This window comes from Desulfobacter postgatei 2ac9 (assembly GCF_000233695.2).
GTDB classification, from domain to species: Bacteria; Desulfobacterota; Desulfobacteria; order Desulfobacterales; family Desulfobacteraceae; genus Desulfobacter; species Desulfobacter postgatei.
This window is the reverse complement of record NZ_CM001488.1, coordinates 1,544,673-1,562,737: the sequence shown is the minus strand read 5'-3', so window position 1 is coordinate 1,562,737 and position 18,065 is coordinate 1,544,673. Positions and strand designations below refer to the sequence as shown.

The 18,065-nt window shown below is 46.5% G+C and carries 14 protein-coding genes and 1 tRNA gene; 9 read left to right on the top strand and 6 right to left on the bottom strand.

Annotated elements, in window-relative coordinates; translation table 11 throughout:
• Nucleotides 1–1,593, top strand: coding sequence for a SidJ-related pseudokinase (locus tag DESPODRAFT_RS07185; protein WP_004072451.1), 1,593 nt, complete (start codon nucleotides 1–3; stop codon nucleotides 1,591–1,593).
• On the opposite strand, the gene DESPODRAFT_RS07180 is transcribed toward DESPODRAFT_RS07185, so the two are convergent.
• Nucleotides 1,563–2,717, bottom strand: coding sequence for a lytic transglycosylase domain-containing protein (locus DESPODRAFT_RS07180; protein WP_157488437.1), 1,155 nt, complete (start codon nucleotides 2,715–2,717; stop codon nucleotides 1,563–1,565). The genes DESPODRAFT_RS07185 and DESPODRAFT_RS07180 overlap by 31 nt on opposite strands.
• Before the next feature lie 313 nt (nucleotides 2,718–3,030).
• On the opposite strand from DESPODRAFT_RS07180, the gene DESPODRAFT_RS07175 reads away from it, so the two are divergent.
• The 7 genes from DESPODRAFT_RS07175 to DESPODRAFT_RS07145 all read left to right on the top strand — a co-directional run bounded on the left by DESPODRAFT_RS07175 (nucleotide 3,031) and on the right by DESPODRAFT_RS07145 (nucleotide 11,398).
• Nucleotides 3,031–3,807, top strand: coding sequence for an inositol monophosphatase family protein (locus tag DESPODRAFT_RS07175; protein ID WP_004072449.1), 777 nt, complete (start codon nucleotides 3,031–3,033; stop codon nucleotides 3,805–3,807).
• 22 nt (nucleotides 3,808–3,829) lie between these two features.
• Nucleotides 3,830–4,078, top strand: coding sequence for a hypothetical protein (locus DESPODRAFT_RS07170; RefSeq protein ID WP_004072448.1), 249 nt, complete (start codon nucleotides 3,830–3,832; stop codon nucleotides 4,076–4,078).
• The gene (gene ylqF / locus DESPODRAFT_RS07165; protein ID WP_004072447.1) at nucleotides 4,075–4,929 is read left to right on the top strand and encodes a ribosome biogenesis GTPase YlqF; all 855 of its coding nucleotides are present in this window, start codon (nucleotides 4,075–4,077) and stop codon (nucleotides 4,927–4,929) included. Before DESPODRAFT_RS07170 ends, ylqF begins: the two co-directional genes overlap by 4 nt.
• A complete protein-coding gene (locus tag DESPODRAFT_RS07160; protein WP_004072446.1) occupies nucleotides 4,910–6,967 on the top strand; it encodes a carboxy terminal-processing peptidase in 2,058 nt (685 codons plus the stop codon). Before ylqF ends, DESPODRAFT_RS07160 begins: the two co-directional genes overlap by 20 nt.
• Nucleotides 6,968–6,998: 31 nt before the next feature.
• On the top strand, nucleotides 6,999–10,235 hold the full coding sequence (locus DESPODRAFT_RS07155; protein WP_004072445.1) for an AsmA-like C-terminal region-containing protein: 3,237 nt from the start codon (nucleotides 6,999–7,001) through the stop codon (nucleotides 10,233–10,235).
• A 19-nt stretch (nucleotides 10,236–10,254) separates the two neighbouring features.
• Nucleotides 10,255–10,707 carry a regulatory protein RecX gene (locus DESPODRAFT_RS07150; RefSeq protein WP_004072444.1) on the top strand — a complete coding sequence of 151 codons (453 nt, stop codon included), beginning with the start codon at nucleotides 10,255–10,257 and terminating at the stop codon, nucleotides 10,705–10,707.
• A 274-nt stretch (nucleotides 10,708–10,981) separates the two neighbouring features.
• On the top strand, nucleotides 10,982–11,398 hold the full coding sequence (locus DESPODRAFT_RS07145; protein WP_004072443.1) for a PilZ domain-containing protein: 417 nt from the start codon (nucleotides 10,982–10,984) through the stop codon (nucleotides 11,396–11,398).
• A gap of 61 nt (nucleotides 11,399–11,459) precedes the next feature.
• Here the strand turns inward: DESPODRAFT_RS07145 and DESPODRAFT_RS07140 are convergent, their stop codons facing one another.
• Complete coding sequence (locus tag DESPODRAFT_RS07140; protein ID WP_004072442.1) at nucleotides 11,460–13,370, bottom strand: peptidylprolyl isomerase; 1,911 nt, start codon at nucleotides 13,368–13,370, stop codon at nucleotides 11,460–11,462.
• Nucleotides 13,371–13,542: 172 nt separating this feature from the next.
• Between DESPODRAFT_RS07140 and DESPODRAFT_RS07135 the strand changes: the two genes are divergently transcribed.
• Nucleotides 13,543–13,618 (top strand) — tRNA-Ala (locus DESPODRAFT_RS07135).
• Nucleotides 13,619–14,088: 470 nt separating this feature from the next.
• Here the strand turns inward: DESPODRAFT_RS07135 and DESPODRAFT_RS07130 are convergent.
• From DESPODRAFT_RS07130 to DESPODRAFT_RS07115, 4 genes are all read right to left on the bottom strand, one after another.
• Nucleotides 14,089–14,349, bottom strand: a complete 261-nt coding sequence (locus DESPODRAFT_RS07130; RefSeq protein ID WP_004072441.1) for a glutaredoxin family protein — start codon at nucleotides 14,347–14,349, stop codon at nucleotides 14,089–14,091.
• Between the two features lie 12 nt (nucleotides 14,350–14,361).
• Nucleotides 14,362–15,780 carry a Do family serine endopeptidase gene (locus tag DESPODRAFT_RS07125; RefSeq protein WP_004072440.1) on the bottom strand — a complete coding sequence of 473 codons (1,419 nt, stop codon included), beginning with the start codon at nucleotides 15,778–15,780 and terminating at the stop codon, nucleotides 14,362–14,364.
• A gap of 87 nt (nucleotides 15,781–15,867) precedes the next feature.
• Nucleotides 15,868–17,295: a sensor histidine kinase gene (locus tag DESPODRAFT_RS07120; protein WP_004072439.1), complete on the bottom strand. Its 1,428-nt coding sequence runs from the start codon at nucleotides 17,293–17,295 to the stop codon at nucleotides 15,868–15,870.
• A complete protein-coding gene (locus DESPODRAFT_RS07115) occupies nucleotides 17,288–17,968 on the bottom strand; it encodes a response regulator (protein WP_004072438.1) in 681 nt (226 codons plus the stop codon). The genes DESPODRAFT_RS07120 and DESPODRAFT_RS07115 overlap by 8 nt, the downstream gene beginning before the upstream one ends.
• Between the last annotated feature and the right edge of the window lie 97 nt (nucleotides 17,969–18,065).

Genomic DNA, 18,065 nt, shown 5'->3' with positions numbered 1-18,065 from the left:
ATGAACCACGCCCCACCCTCCAGTGCGCGTATCCGCGAAGAACGTCTTCTTATCAATCATTGCCGGGATTTTTCAGCGGCGTACATGGGTATCCAATATATTGGCTGGCAGGCGGTGGATTATCCGCACACGATTACTCATCAGACCCTGGATGCGCTCTTCTCCATATTTGAAACCGCCGAATTTGAAAAGGCAAAACAAGCCTTTTTTTTATATCATGAGGCGGCCTGCACCCTGGTGGAGATGGGCAGGACAATGGAGAACGAAATCATCAGGACCATTGTGCCAAAACTTGCGATGCTTCTGGTCAAAAGTTCAGGAAACCGTCTTCGTGCCCTAAGCCAGGCCCTTGGCAGGCTTGCGGATAATTGCCCGGCACCGGATACACCATCTTTTCCAAACACCATCACGCCGTTGGACATTCAATTTTCCAGCCTTGTTGAAAAATTTACACCCCCAGGGATGGCATTGCCCACAGAGATGCAATGGACCTGGAAGGGCAGAAGCCTGATCGCCCGGACAGAAACAAAAATCATGGGCGTAATCAAATTCGCCACAACCCTGGACAATATCAATGAAATTCACTGGGAAGCGGTTTGGATGGAGTGGTTTTCCAAGAATCCTTCAGGTGCTGAAAATCTTGTTCCCAAACCGGTCTGCATCCGGGACAGATATCTATTTAACATCACGGATGAACTGCCTGAGGCAAGCCCGGGAACACGATACGGATCTGCCTGCATCGTCTTTATCCCCTGCCCGGGTTATTATGAATACCCCAATTTAGAAGGTTCGGACCGGGAACAAATCCAAAGATCATTTTTCAAATCATCCCTTGCCCTGGGCAGACTTTCATCCCAGGGGCTTTTCCATACGGCGTTGATCCCCTTGTTCCATAACCGGGTTCAGCAGGATCGAAGAAACGACAACGGCAGATACTTGTGGGAACATGCCGGGCGCCTGGACCAGTGGCTGAACTCCAGCCTGTTCCCCAATTTTGCCGCATCCGGGTTGCGGGATTTTGAACATATTGCCTGCCAAACAAAGCGATTGGATCTTGAACATTATACCGGGGAATACCTGCTCAGTTTTATTCTGGTGGCAGGCTCCTGCTTCAGGAACAAAGCCCCGCACAGAAGGGGAACAGACAATAGTCAACCCCATGTGGATACCCGGGATCTTTTTTGCCCGGATCTGTTTGAATCGCTTTTAACGGGCGTATGTGAACACTATTTCAAAGGCCTGACCGAATTTGAGACCTTTGATCCGGCCCCGTTTAATATACCGGCACTGATTGAAAAGCTCATTGAAAAAATGGGGCGTGATGAACATATGCAAGAAGCGTTACGGGTACAGGACCAGTTGGCGATGGACGATGAACAGTTTGAACAATTCCTCACGGAACGGGGTGTTACCGACATACCGGCCAAAGGGGAAAAAGATATTATACTGATTACCGGCCCCCATCTCGGCGAATTCAACCAGCCCATCTCCATACCGGAACTCATTGAGTTTCTGTTCAAATTTTCCGCATTCTGCGTATCGTCCCTTTTTTTAAAAAAGCATCATTGCACACGCAATTTATCTCCGGGATGAATGTGATGTTTCTTTGACAGCTTGTTAAGGTTCTGCAACCCGGACAGAGATGTATTATATTTTCTTGCAATGGCGGAGAGGCTTTCACCGGCTTTCACCACATGGTACCTTGAACTTGAAGAAGATAACTGCGTTTTGGGCAAGGTATTGTAAAGGGGGTAAAACTTTTGATTAAACGCCTTATCCTTCCCCTCGGGTACAAGAAGCGTGCTTGTGCCTTTCTCCAGAAAATATCCCCGAATATGGGGATTATAATCCTTGATGGTTTTAAATGAGATGCCACAGGCCTTGGCGATCATGGTTAAAGGCACAACATCTGTTGTGGAGAGTTTGATTTCAGAAAACGTAAATACCGGATAAAGATCCTGGGGCCCGAGATGAAACCCATAATCTTCGGGATTAGACATAATCAACTTAACGGCAACCATTTTCAGGATATACCGCTGGGTCTCCAGGGGCAGGTAAAGGGAAAAGAAATCCCGGGTCTCCTGGAACTCTATGGCCTTGCTCAGACCGGATTCACCCATGTTATATGCGGACATGGCCAGAAGATACGAGCCAAACTGGGAATAAAGTTTTTTAAGATAGCGGCAGGCCGCCCGGGTGGCGGAAAACATGTTCCGGCGTTCATCGACGTCTGAATCAATGCGCAATCCGTATTGCTTACCTGTGCTTTCGATGAACTGCCAGTACCCAACCGCGCCCTGATAGGATTCTCCATAGGAGAGCAGCGCACTTTCCACAATAGCCAGATATTTTAAATCCAAAGGCAGTTTTTCCTGCTTTAAAACGCTTTCGATGTGCGGAAACCACCGGTGGGCCCGTTTGAGCCACAGCATCACCTGGGGACGGTCCCATACGGCCAGCATCATCTCTTTTTCAAGCCGCTCTCTGACATCTTGATCTGTATAAGGTATTTTTTCCCCGCAAAGACGGATATCACCGGAAAAACGGACCGCTTCCACCAGGGAGGGAATGTGCGAGCTTACCATGGGTGGTGCAGCTTCGGGGAGTCCAGATTCGGGTGGTGCAGCTTGGGTTGGTCCGGATCTATCTTCTGCAGCCAGTGTAACATGTGCAGCAAAAATTGCCAGAAAAACGGTGAAAACAAAGAAGTATTTCATGATATTTGCGCCATAGTGGGTGGTCAAGGCCATAGTTTCACGGGACTGTGAAACCGATCAAAAAACATCAGATATGATCATCTCATTTCACACTTTAAAAATCAAGACCCGGAAAATCAAGCTTGGCATGTTAACCCTGTAACTTCAAAGCAATACTGTTTTATTTTTCAATGGATGTGCCGGGTATTTTCAAATGCAATCTAATATGCCATAATACCTGATCTTAATTTTACAGATCTTAAATTGATCTTAAATTTTAATGATATAAATTTTATAATTATTTAAAAAAATGAGTTAACAAACGGTTGATATCTTGATTTCATTTATAAAAAATTTGGCCCTGGAAGCCGGCAGGCTCTGCCTTGAAGGCCAAAAAAACTTGTCTTTGCATGACCTTGAATTCAAATCAGAAAAAGATATTGTCACGGAAACGGACAAAAAAGTTGAAGCGTTTCTGGTTAAGGCTATCCTTGCCCGGTATCCTGACCATGGCGTACTCGGGGAAGAGTACGGAGCTGTCCAGACAAAAAGCGGACTCAGATGGATCATTGATCCCATAGACGGTACCACGTCGTTTGTCCACCGGCTGCCCTTTTACAGCATCAGTATCGCCCTTGAAAAAGAGGGAGAACCAGTACTTGGCGTGGTTTATGCACCTGCTTTAAACCAGCTGTTTTATGCTGAAAAAGGCAAAGGCGCATTTGTGGGCGACACCGCAATTCATGTCTCTGAAACCAGAGAACTTGACAAAGCGGTCATGGCAACGGGCTTTGCGTGCCTGAGGGCAGGCAGGCAAAAGAACAACCTGCCGATTTTTAACGAAATTGTACCCAAACTTCGGGACATCAGGCGTTTCGGATCTGCGGCATTGGATCTTTGTTATACGGCCCTGGGCAGCCTGGACGGATTCTGGGAAATGAATCTAAATATTTATGATATTGCAGCAGGGACGGTTATTTTAAAGGAAGCAGGGGGTGTGGTCACGGATTTTACAGGCGGCGGGCAATTCCCGGAAAAAGGCATTGCTGCGGCAAACAAGGCGTTGCACAATGAACTGGTCCGTATTCTGACAGGATTTCACGTTTTATAATAATTTTACACGTAATTTACCCATGAAACTGATTTTCACTTTCATATTTATCTTAAGCATGACCGCCGGCGGTGCCTTTGGCTATTACAGGCATTACGACTGGATTGGATATACCATCACCTTTGCCGTCAGCGGATTTATCGGCTCCAGTATCATTGCCTTGCTCTTTTCATATCTGTATTTGTTTCAAAAAGAGCATGTTGAACAGGCGCCCATACCGCCGGACAAAACAATCATTCACCAACAGGAAATTAAAAAACTAGAAAAATGAATATCCAGTGGTTTCCCGGCCATATGCTGGAGACAAAAAATCAACTTAAAAGTGCCATTGCCAGGGTGGATGCCCTGCTTGAGGTGGTTGATGCAAGACTGCCGCTGGCCAGTTCAAACCCCTTTTTAGAACGGATTGCCACGGGCAAAAACCGGATGAAGCTACTGAACAAGGCGGATATTGCCGACCCGGAGGCGACACAAGCCTGGCTTGAATACTTCAACCGGGACATTAAATGGCCGGCGGCAGCCATCTGCGCGACCCGTCCGCAAGAGGTCTCACACGCCCTGGAATCACTGGTGTCACAGGTAGACAGAAACAAGGCAAGGAAAGCCAAGGTCATGGTGGTAGGCATTCCCAATACCGGGAAATCCACGATTTTGAACACCCTGGCCGGTCGGAAAGTGGCAAAAACCGGTAATGTGCCCGCCGTTACCCGTCACCAGCAGCGCACCAGTCTTAAAGACAATATTGATATTTACGATACCCCGGGTATCCTGTGGCCGGTAATTGAACCCAGGCACCGCGGACTTGTCCTGGCTGTGTCCGGCGCGATCAGTGATACAGCCGTTGACTACCATGAACTTGCCCATTTTGCCGCACAGCTTTTACTGGAAAGATACCCGGCCTGCCTTATTGAACGTTACCCGTTTTTAAATCCCTTGCCCGGGCAAGCCCAGGCCCTTATCGAAACGGTGGGCAAAGCCCGGGGATGTCTTAAAAAAGGCGGGCATGTCGATTTTCAAAAAGCATCACAACTTATCATCAGGGATCTTAGATCCGGCAGGCTTGGCCGGATCAGTTTTGAAACACCAAAGGATATAAACGTAGATGATGACACAGATCAATAAACTTTACCATAGCCTGCGGGCTGTAGTGCTTGTTGCCGCCTTTCTTTATTGCGGGCCGGTTTGCCATGCACAGATTTCCGAACTTACATTTGAGGAGGAACAGTCCCGACAGTGTATTGCCATTGTCAATGCCCTTGAACGGGATAATGTTACCGGGAAAAAACTGGATAGAAATATGTCTGTTCTGGTATTTGACCGGTATATCAAATCTCTGGACCCGGCCAGGCATCTTCTGACCCAGGCCGACCTTAATGATTTTCAGCCGTTAAAACAGCTGATGTATAAATATCTGAAAACAGGGAACCTTGGGCCGGCCTTTGAAATTTTCAACCTTTACCAGTCCCGCAGCCAACAGCGCTTTGCATATATTCTCAAGCTGGCCAGATCCTGGCAAACCCAGCTTGATTTTGCTAAAAACGAAACCCTTGTCATCGACTATGAGCATAAACCCTTTATCCCGGACATCTCAGGCCTTGAACCCCTGTGGAAAAAAGAGCTGAAGAACCATATCATTAATTTGAAAATAAACAAAACATCGGATGAGGAAATTTCCGAAACTCTGGAAAAGATCTATTCCAATCGCTTGGCCCAGCTGTCCCAGACACAGTCCCGGGATGTATTCCATATTTTCATGAATGCCGTCACCATGTCCTTTGACCCCCATTCCCAATATTTTGCCCCGCGCGTGTCCGAAGATTTTGACATTCATATGAAATTGAGCTTGGAAGGCATTGGGGCGGTGCTGGAAAACGAATATGAGTACACAAAGGTGGTCCGCCTTATTCCCAAAGGTCCGGCAGACAAATCCCAGAAACTTGCCCCCGGGGACAAAATCATCGGCGTAGGCCAGGGCCAGGACGGAGAGATAAAAGACACCATTGGCCAGCGCATTGATGATGTGGTCAAACTGATTCGGGGACCCAAGGGTACCTTTGTGCGGTTAAAGATCATTCCTGCCAGAAAATCCAGTGTAACCGCCACCATCAGTCTCAAACGCGACGAGGTAAAACTTGAGGAACAGTCCGCCCAGAAAAAGGTGGTTGACGTGACCTCGAACGGTCAGACCTATAAGCTGGGCATCATTGAAATCCCCAATTTCTATATTGATTTTGACGCCTTTCACAGAGGCGACCCGGACTACAAAAGCACCACAGGAGACGTGATAAAACTGCTGAAAGAGTTAAAAACAGAGAATATTGACGGGTTGATTGTTGATTTAAGGGACAATGGGGGTGGGGCACTTAAAGAAGCCAATGATCTGACCGGACTGTTCCTTAAATATGGACCCACGGTACAGGTCAAAACAAAATTCAGGGTATCACGCATCTATGATGAAGATCCAAAAATTCTCTACACCGGGCCTCTTGTGGTACTCATCAATAGAATGAGCGCATCGGCCAGTGAAATTTTTGCAGGTGCCATCAAAGATTATCACCGGGGGATTATTGTGGGCACCGAAAGTTTCGGCAAGGGCACGGTTCAGGAACTCAAACCCCTGGGAGATGGACGATTGAAGATGACCTCGGCCAAATTTTACCGGATCTCGGGCAAAAGCACCCAACACAAAGGCGTTGAACCCGACATCTGGTTTCCCCAGATTTACAGGACCAAAGACACCGGAGAAAGCGCCCTTGAGGGAGCCCTGCTCTGGGACCATATTGACGCCACCCGTTATTCAGCATATAGGTCTTTGCAGCCCATGATCAAACCATTGGATGATGCCTATAAAAAACGGGCTGAAAAGTCTTTTGGCATTAAATATCTCACCCAGCGGATTCAATTGGCAGAATCCTTGAGTGAACAAAAAACACTCTCCTTGAATCTGACCGAACGTTTAAAAACCAATACCGCCTTTAATAAAGAAGAGCTGGCCCTGGAAAACGATTACCGGAAACAAAAAGGAGAAAAACCGCTGACAACCCTGGATGACATTGACCCGGAAAAAGAAGAGATCAAGGAAATACTTACGGAACAGGCCAAATACATTGCTGCCGATTTTATTACCTTGAGCCATAAAACCGGATACAAGTGGCAATAGCCTTCTCAATAGTAGATATGAATGCATCGCCATGAACAGAAAACGCATACTGCGCATTGCCGTTTTTGTTGCGGTGACCGTGACCCTTTGCGCAGCAGCTCTGCCCTTTGCCATTACCCCGTTGATCAACACGGAAGAGGTTAAAGCGCGTCTGACCAGGTTTGTTCAGAAAAAAACCGGCATTGAAGTCCGGTTTGATCAGCTATCATTTATTCTCACCCCCCTGCCGGGTTTCTGCATAACTGGTATATCGGCACAAATCGACCGCTACAACGAGATTACAATCAACAAAGCGATAGTCGAACTGGAGCCGCCCCAGCTGCTCAAATTAAAGACCGCTCTAAGACGCATCACCCTTGAATCCCCCAAACTGATTAGGAATGAGGCTGTTGCCGGAAAAAATAAATTCACAGTGCCGCCGGATCTTGCCGCATGGGTGCGGAACGGATTTGACGGATTGTTTGATCTACCCTTCGCAGACACCGATCACCTGGATATTGTCGTAACCAATGCCCAATCAAATTATTTTAGCACCATGGACTGCCGGATTCTTATGACAGGCCGGACACGGGCTGTGACGATTAAAGCGCAGATGTCGGGGCTTCGCCTGGAAACAGATCAGATTCCAATGCTTGAATCCGCAGTCAAAGGCAGAATAACATCTATTGATATCCCACACCTCTCTGTGGAGTGCCGGCATGATGCAGAGAACATTCTTGCAGGCAACCTGAGAATCATATCCGTTCAGGCCAATCTTAAAGCACCCAAGAATCACCGTGCCGAAGCAAGGAAATTCGACCTTGAATTTGCCCTGTCAAAAGAGCGGGTGAGCGCACATCTTGCACCTTTGGAGCTTGTTTATCCCAAAGGACGTGTTGGCATAGATGTATCACTTTCTTACGGCCAAGAAGCATCAAGTATTGAATTTATCGGAGAACAGATTGATATCAGCCAGACAAGAGAGGTGTGCCTGCCACTTCTCAGCGGAGTTGAGACGCCTCACATCCTGTTTGACATACTCAGATCCGGAACCGCCCCAAAAATTACGGTGGGGTTTAAAAGCAAAGAGATACGTCATCTGTTCAACGCAAAAAACCTTTTTATAAACGGCTGCGCTGAAGCCGCTACCGTTAAAATCCCCCATATTCCTGTCATTGTTGACAACGCCTCGGGTTGTGCAGAAATGAAAGACGGCATGCTGAGCATATACCCTAAAGGCGGCCGTGTGGGAAAAACCATTGTCACCGGTGGTGCCCTTGATATTAATCTGATTCATCAGCACGCAGTTCCATTTTCCGGCAGATTCCCCCTGAAGGTTGATTTAGCCGAAGTTCCCCAAGCCCTTATCTCCATATTGCCGCACACGGTACTTGCCCGGGAAATGTCAAAAATATCCGGTTTGACCGGCCGGGCAGATGCGGTTCTCGAACTGAATCAAACCCAAGCCCACAAAGAGATAGATGTTAAAGTAACAGCAAAAAACATTGAGGCAATCGGAAACTACCAGCGCCTGCCCCTGCCTGTCCGCATCGACGGCGGCGACTTTCTTTTGGACAAAAGCAAGGTTGTTCTGAATAATTTGTCAGGGGCCTTGGGCAGCAGCAGGATATCAAATTTTAATGCCGATTTTGATACCAGAGGGTCCGTACCCATGAACATCAAAAATATGGCCGCAACTATTATTCTGGAACAGGTGGCACCCCTGGTTAAACTTTTCCCCGGGGCGAGGGAAAAACTGGCCCCGGTTAAAGATTTTTCCGGAATCATGGACATTAATGACTTTGGGGTTGAAGGCCCCATGTTCTCCCCAAACCTGTGGCAGATTCACATGACAGGCCGGATGAATAAAGGGACTGTTATATTTTCAGACAATACCCAAGGGCTGTCCGACCTATTCTGCACATTCAACGCAACCCCTTCAACGATAACTGTGTCGGAAATTGCCTGTACCATTAAAGACCTCTCCTGGCTTGAAAATAACATTTCACCGGAATATACCCAAAGTATTATCCTGCCCCTGACATTGACCCGGGCACAATTTATGAGGCAGCCAGAGGCCTGTCTGTTTCAGGGAAAGTTACGCATGATCTCGGGTGCAACGGTATCCTTCATGGCAGACGGTCCTGCCGTGGACAAAATGACCCCGTCAAAGGTGCAGATAGAGGATGGAAAACGAACCCATGCCGATCTAACCTTTTACAACCAGCCGGATATGCCCAGGATTGTTTTTTACGGGCGACTGGATAAAACAACCCTGGAAAAGATGCTTCACCCTGATTCGTATCTTTACCGGAAACTTCAGGAGGCAACCGGTGACAATGCATTGACGGTTTCAACGGATAAAACAGGCGACATCACCATAACTGCAGACACGCTTGATCTTGATTCCTTTTTGCCCCTGCAGAAAACATCTGCATCCGCCCGCCCCCTGGTAAAACAAAACCGGATTTTTATCAACGTCAACACATTGAACTATGACCAGCGTGTATACCAGGGAGTTCGGGCAAAGGTGACAATTCATCAATTGTCCACGCATATCGATATTACCCATGCCCTTCTTTGCGGCCTTGATTTTTCAAGCAAAATAACCATCAATCCCGCCGGTGACAGGCCCGGGGTGTTGACTCACACGTTTTTCAATACGAAACAGGCAAAGGAGGTGTCGCTTTCAATCGGATGCCTGACAGGCACTCAAAGTGTTATTAAAGGAAGTTATACACTTGAAGGGGAACTTGCCGGCTCCGCACAGACCTTTGACATGGTGAAATCCAAACAGAACGGGCATCTTAATTTTAAGGCCCGGTCCGGCCGTATATTCAAAGCCACGGTGCTTTCCAGGCTCTTATCACTTGTCAATATTATAGGAGAAACGGACCTGCAGCAACAGGGGTTTGGATTTAAGACATTTACTGCCGATGCAGACGTAAAAGAAAGTGTGGTGCATATAAAAAATGCCGTCATTGATGCAGACAATATGGGCATCATTGCCGAAGGATGGGCAGATCCCCTAAATGATGCCCTGGATATCACCTTTCTGGTGGCCCCGTTTAAAACCATTGATACCATCATTAAATATATTCCGGTTGTAAATGTGATTCTTAACGGCCGACTTGTCTCTTTCCCGGCCAGAGCCTATGGTAAGATATCAGATCCCACTGTGGTTCCCCTTCATCCTTCCGCAGTGGGAAAAGGCTTGCTCAACCTGTTGGAGGATCTGGTCAAGACCCCTGGTCGCCTGATTGAAGGAGCGAAAGGAAATGAAAAATAGCCCTGAAAGAATATAGAAAATGAGTGTTGAAAAAGCATACCAAAAGGCCTTGGGGTATCTGTCAAAAAGCCCTAAAACAATCCGGCAGATGAAAAAATATCTGACTGATAAAGGATATGACGGCAATATTATCGATCAGGTTATTGTGCAGTTGTCAAACTTTAATTACCTTGACGATAGAGCATTTGCACGCGGGTTTATCGAAAGCCGAATCCGTTACAAACCCAAATCCGTATTTGCCCTTGGATTTGAGCTGCGCAAAAAAGGTATCGACCCGGCACTTGCTGAAGAACTGCTATCTGTATATAAAGACGAGGATCTGGCATTAAAAGCCGTTGAAACTAAAAAGCAGTCCTGGAACAGTCTGGATGAATCGGAATGCAGAAAAAAAATAATCAACTATTTGCGTTACAGAGGGTTTGATTACAGTGTGTGTCAAACTGTATGTCGGATATTTCAAACAGAGCCGTGAAGAAATACAAAGCCCACGGTCACAGAATTTTTTTTCTCAATTTAAAACTTTATTTACACAATTATTGCCAAATAAATTTCATAATAGCGGAAAAACTTTAAATTGACCCCAATAAAAGACAAGATGGGAATTTTTTTATTTATTCGCTATTTTCGTCGTTTAGGACTTCGTCCATTGAATAAAACCATAAAAAAAAATTGAGGGTATAAATATTGCTTATATAACTTAATGCAAAAAAAGAAGATTTTTAACACAGAAAGTTAAGGGTTTACTTATGGTTGGCAGAAAAAGAACCATTGAGCGTAGAAAACACAAACGGTATAAAGCGGTGGGGGGTGCCTATGCAGCCATCAGTCCCAATTCCAACAAGATTGGTCAAATCATCGACATCAGTATGGGCGGCCTGTGTTTCAAATACATCAACACCGAAAACAAATCAGAAGAACCTGTGAATAGAAATGAAGAGTCTATTTTCCTAAGCAGCATGGGATATTATGTCGGCGATCTTCCCTTTCAGACCGTTGCCGACTATGAAATAACGAATATGCCCTCATTCAGTTCAATGAAACTCAGAAAGCGCCACATCAAATTTACCGATCTTACATTCAAACAGCTGTTTGACCTGGACTATTATCTAAAAAACAATGTGTCTGAACCATTAAAATCGCTTTTGAATCAAAATAAATCTTGAATCGCCATTTATCGGTACAAAATAACAGACCAATATCTATAGATCTCTATTTCAATATTAATTAATTTATAATATCTGTATTTATCCATATTTCAGCTTTCTCTTTCCGGGCCGCCAGCCATTGAGAATAATACACCTGCTGTTTTCGGGTTTCAAGTTGCCGCTTAACCGTATCAAGATTATCGGCAATGGCAGTTGCCTCAGGCACCTGTTTTTCCTTAAGGCCGATAATATAGAATTTGCCTGACACTTCGAGAACTTGCTTATAAACAGGATTTTTTTCATCAAGGGTAAAAGCGGCTTGTGCAAGGGCCACAGATCCGGCAATACCGGGAATATCTTCAGTGCGTGTGAACATCTTACTGGCTTGGAGCTTAAAATGGTTGTCACCGGCAATTTTTTCAAGACTTGCGGCATCGCCATCCTTGCCTGCGTTTTGAAGCATTGACTCAGCGGCTTTCTTAGCTGCCTGTTTTTTCAGACCGGCAGTTAATGTAACGGCAATTTCATTTTTCACATCTTCATAGGCAAGCAACTCCGGGTCTATCTTTTCAAGCACATGCATCAGGTAATAATTGTTTCCGATTTTCTTGACTTCACTGATCTCATTATCAGCCAGGGAAAAGGCTGCGGCGGCAAACTCACCCGGATCCGAAATACCCATACCCTTAAGTTCCGTTCCCATGGCAGTAAAAGCAGGTGTGTTTACAGGCTGTTTAGCTGCAACCAGGACAACCTGTTCAAAAGAATCACCATCAAGCACTGCATCATAAGCATCCTCAGCCTTATTATATGCCAGATCCTGAAGCCGGCTTGCAGCCAGTTCCTTTTGAATCCCTGCTTTGGCGGTCTCAAAAGGCGTTATGGCTTCAGGTGTTCTATCTGTCACCTTAATAATATGCCACCCGAAACCGGTTCGTACAGGCTGTGAGATATCGCCTGCTTTCATGGCAAACGCGGCATCAGAAAAGGGCTTTACCATACTGGTTCTGCCGAATCGCCCCAGGTAGCCACCACTGGCGGCAGACGGCCCCTGAGAATAGGCTTTGGCCAGTTCTGAAAAATCTACCCCCTTGACTGCTTTCTCATAAACGCTCAAAGCCTCTTCTTTGGCCTGGGCCACCGCCTGTTCATCCGCGGTTTCATCAACCTTTATCAGGATATGACTGGCTTCAACCTGCTCCGGAGTGGTAAACCGTGCCGGGTTCTGATTATAAAAATCCCGGATAGAAGTTTCATCAATCTTAACCTGGGACTCAAAATCCCCGGGCGCAAACACGAGGAATGCAACTTTCCGTTTAGGCTCAGACATGTAAAGGTCGTGATGATTGTCATACTGGGAACGAATCTGCGCTTCGTCGGCAAAAACATCAGAAAATGTTCCCGGATCGATCATAATATAATTAATACTGGCTTTTGCATTGTTAAATGAATACCAGGCCTGGGCCTCCTGATTTCCCACGGTTATGCCATTGATCACCATGCGCAGGAGCTTGGCATTCCTGATTGTGTTGCGCTGACTGGCTTCAAAGGTTTCGGGGGTCATGGAATTCTGTCCAAGCACCCGCCTGTACAGATCTATATTAAAGACACCGTCTTTTTGGAATTCCTTAACTGACAGCAGATCCTGTTTAAGCTCTTGGTCAGACACAACAATTTTCAACTTTTGGGACTCAATTTCCAGAACCTTTTGATCAATCAGACTGTTCACTGCATGCTGCTTGATATTCAGCGACTTTATCAAGTCGTCATCCAAAGAGGTACCGAACTGCTGCTGTAGACGCTGGATCATGCCCTGATAGGCATCCCGGTATTCAGAAAAAGTAATGATCTGGTCATTCACCGTGGCCACCTTATTGTGCTTGCCGGCGTTCATACTGCCAACACCTAAAAAAACAAACACAATAACAATGATGCCCAAAAAAAACTTTATGATCCAATTTCCCGTATTTTCCCGAAGATAACGCAGCATTCCTATTCAGCTCCTTGACCCTGTTCAGTTAATTTAAAAGCATGGAATAATATCGTTTTGCTCTAACGTGTGTCAATAAATATTCTAAGCCTTCAATGTTAATTTATTTTAAAAAATATTTTTTGTATTGACACGCCATTCTGTTTCGATTATACATCTACCACTCTTTTGTGGGGCTGTAGCTCAGCTGGGAGAGCGCATGGCTGGCAGCCATGAGGTCAGGGGTTCGATCCCCCTCAGCTCCACCAATTAAAAATCATGCCACTGTTTTTATTGCAGTGGCTTTTTTTATTGACCCATCCGACAGCTTCCAGTTTTCCAATTTTTTTATACGAAAGCCTGGGTAAGTTACTCAGATCTTTCAATCTTTGTTGTGGGCTATGCCTGGCAGTCGATATGTCAGGTCAGCCCATGGCTGTTATTTCATGACAATTATCGACCTTATTCTAACGGGTTATCCCACCAGTGGGGTCTATGATCAGAGTCCGCAATTAGCAGTACAACAAAACGGGCTGCCCAGAAAAAGGCAGCCCGTTCTGCAAAAAGGAGGGAGATTTTCCGCCGGTTATAATTTATCAATAACGGTTCGTATCGCATTCGCCGCAACAGCAAAATTTCCGACGTTGGATAACACCTTAACATCTGAACCTGACCTGAACATTACACCAGTATTATCAAATGGTAATTTTCAGGTTCAAAAAGACAAAAACCGTCGGCGTCACTCTAATTTGAGGCCAAGCGCCTTCAGGTCACTGTCGATATCACGGCGACTGAAAACCTTTCCACGGCGCCACTTCCCGTCATTTTCCAGTGTGGGGACCACCCAGTCATCACCGCCGTTAACTTCGATGACCTGCTGCACCACGTCATCTGGTGCCGAATCAATGTCAACATACGTAAAATCAATTTTTTTCTGTTCCAGATAAGATACGGTCTGTGTGCAATGGGGACACCATGCTGCCCCGTAAACGGTTAACATTAATCTTCTCCTTTATCTTTCAAACCGGACCACAAATACCTGGGAGTTACCCCGTCTAAAGAGCATATGAGCGGTCTGCCCTTTCTTTATCGCCCGCAGTATTCCAGTATAGTCACTGATACCGGCAATTCTTTTATGGTTTATTTCCACAAGCAGATCCCCTGCTATCACACCAGACAATGCTGCCTGGGAACCCGGATCAATCTGGATTACCACAAGCCCTTTGATGGAGGGGGGATAACCCAGTTGCTCGGCTAAATCCTTATCCAACGGCTTAAACATAAAGCCCAAATCATCAAAGCCATCAAGTTCTTCTCCGAGCGCGGAATCTTCTATGCTATCGGGGCGTTCACCCAGTTTAACCGTAAAGGTTTTATTTTTTCCCTGCCGAACGACCTCAATGTTGACCTTGGAACCTACCCCTAAATTGGCGATGGTCATGGTCAGATCCCTGGATGAATTAATTTTTACACCCTCAACACTGATGATCACGTCACCCTGACGAACGCCGGCCTCATAAGCAGGATGATCCTCATAGGCTTTTGCCACGTAAACACCTTGGTTCGGATCCAGATTATAATATTCGCTCATCTCTTGGCTTACATCCTGGATGGAGACGCCCAACCATCCCCTGGATACGCGCTTGCCATCTTTAAGCTGATCAATGACACTGGTGGCAAGATCCGAAGGAATGGCAAAACCAATTCCCTGGCCGGATTTAACAATCGCCGTGTTGATGCCGACCACTTCACCGTACATATTCAGCAGTGGTCCACCGGAGTTACCCGGATTAATCGAGGCATCCGTCTGGATAAAATCATCATAGGGGCCGGAACCGATGATCCTGCCCTTGGCTGAAACGATGCCGGCGGTCACTGTCTGCTCAAGACCAAAGGGAGAACCGATGGCCACGACCCAGGAGCCGACCTGGGCATTCTTGGAGGATCCGAATTTCAAGGGCTTCAGCTCCTTGGCATCAATCTTTATCAATGCAAGGTCTGTTACAGGGTCTGCGCCAATGATCCGGGCATCATATTCCTGGTCATTATGAAGGATAACCTTAATCTGATCCGCATCTTTAATCACATGATTATTGGTCACAATGTATCCTGCCTTATCAATGATAAAGCCTGATCCAAGGCTGCTTTCCGTACGATTCCTCGGCAACCCCTCAAAGGGACTGAAAAAATCCTCCAACCCCGGCTGATTACCGAAGGGCGAACCGAAAAAATGCCGAAAAACCCGGCCGCCCCCCTTGATTGTCTTTACAGTCTGGATATTGACCACACCAGGTTTGGCCTGTTCGGCCAGTTGTGAAAAATTTACGGGAACCATTTGGGTTTGCGCGCCTGACACTGCAGGGAAGGCCCAAAGGCCAAAAAGCATCAGACATAGAGTAATCCTTCTGATTTTTTTATCCACAGGTCTCATTTTTTATATCTCCTTTAAAATTATATTAATGTATTTCACAAGGTTGCTTTATGGACGTAAACAAAGAATAAAACACAAAGATAATTTTTAAATGATCTCAAAATTACGATGCGGTAATATTACGATAAAGATACTTCCCCCATCTTCACCGGGTTGCACTGAAATTGAGCCGGCGTGCTGTTCTATAATTGTTTTGGCAAGACTTAAACCAAGCCCTGTCCCCGGCGTTGTCCTGGAAGATTCTTCCCTGAAAAACCGCTCAAAGATCTTTTCACGATTTTGTGGATCAATACCGGGCCCTGAATCTTTAATTTGAATTTCAACCAGCTCTTTGCCCCAGGTCTGCAGCGTCAAATGAACACTGCCTTTTTCAGGGGTATATTTGATGGCATTATCAATCAGATTGGCAAAGGCACGCTGGAGCATTCCGGCATCCCCCTGTATCCACAATGCCTTGTCCACCTGCTGGGTAAAGGTAATCTGCTTGTCTTCAGCCAGCGGGACAAACAGATCCCAGGCGTCAATGATCATTGCACTTAAATCCACGGGTACGCATTCAAATTCAGCCTCCCCTGCCTCGGCCCGGGAGATCACCAGCATGGTGTTGATCATGTCCAGCAGACGGTCTGATTCTTCAATGGTGTTGGCGGCCATGGTCCGGTAGGACTCGATATCCTCCGGGGTCTCCTGAATCAATGCCAGTTCCGCAAATCCCCGGATCCGAGTCAGCGGACTTTTAAGGTCATGGGCAATATTATCGGACATCTCCCGCATACTTTTTACCAGGTCTGAAATCCGGTCCAGCATCCGGTTAAATGTCACAGCCAGAAGATCAAGCTCGTCCCGGCTGCCGGATTCAGGGACCCGTTCATTCAGATTGGATCCTGTTATGGTACTCGCTGTCGCCCTGATGGCCGCAACACCGTAGAGGGCCTCCCGAGATAAAAACATGCCCGAAACAGCTGAAAATAAAATCACAAACCCCATGGAAATGGAAAATATTTTCTTAAACCCTGATAAAAACCGGGAATATGCATTCATGGCAAGACCGGTATGTAAAATAACATTGGAACCCACAAAGGTATACATCATTCTGGCTTTCAGTTCCTGGCCTGCAATGTGAACCGTATTAAACACCGTAATCCGGGACTCCATAAGCCGGTCCACCATATCCTTATCTATTCGAACATCTTTCCAATAGGACATGGAAGAAGATGCAAAGACCTCGCCAGTGGGATAGAGCAGCCTGAAAAAAATCTGCTTTTCCCCTGCCGCCTGGGCTTCAATCACGGCCAGATTCTGGGCCCCAACAATTCCGCCTCGGCTGATAACCGTACGGAAATATCCCGCCTTGTCCATGAGTTCCTGATCCACCTGGTTGATGATGGTCTGGGTGGCAAGAAAATAGAACAGGCCAAACGCCACACAGGATGAGATGGAAAAAATACCTGCATACCATACCGTCAGACGAAAGGCGATGCTCCTGAAAAAACCGGTGCGGAAAAACTCAGGCATCTTCCGCCTTTAATACATAACCGGCCCCGCGGACCGTATGGATAAGCTTGCTTGAATATCCCTTGTCTATCTTATCCCGCAATCGGCAGATACGGGCTTCCACCACATTGGTCATGGGGTCGAAATTATAATTCCAGACATGTTCCATGATCATGGTTTTGGAGACCACCCGCTCCCGGTTGCGCACCAGATATTCCAGCAGGGAAAATTCCAGAGGCTGCAGTTCGATAAACGTATCTCCTCTTCTGACCTGACGTTTGACAATATCCACACTTAAATCCGCATACGACAGGGAGACGGGTTCGGTGCTGTTTCCGGCCCGGCGGATAAGTGCCTGGACCCTGGCCAGCAACTCTGAAAAAGAAAAGGGTTTCGTCAGGTAGTCATCCGCCCCGGCCTCAAGGCCTTTTACCCGGTCCCCCACCCTGCCCCGGGCGCTAAGTACGATAATGGGTGTATTTTTACCACTGGCCCGCAATTTTTCTATGAGGGCAAACCCATCCATACCCGGCAGCATGATATCGATGATCAGGGTATCAAAATCCGCACCTATCGCCATATCCAGGCCGTCCGGTCCTGTACCGGCCACATCCACGGCAAACCCGGATGCCTTTAACCCCTTTTCAACAAACCTGGCTATTTTTTCATCATCTTCAACCAAAAGCAGTCTCATGGCATTGTCATCCTACTTTAGGGATAATATTGATAAATGCCCTGCGACCGGCCACTTCAAACCAGAACTCTTTTCTATAATGCTTCATAAATTTTTC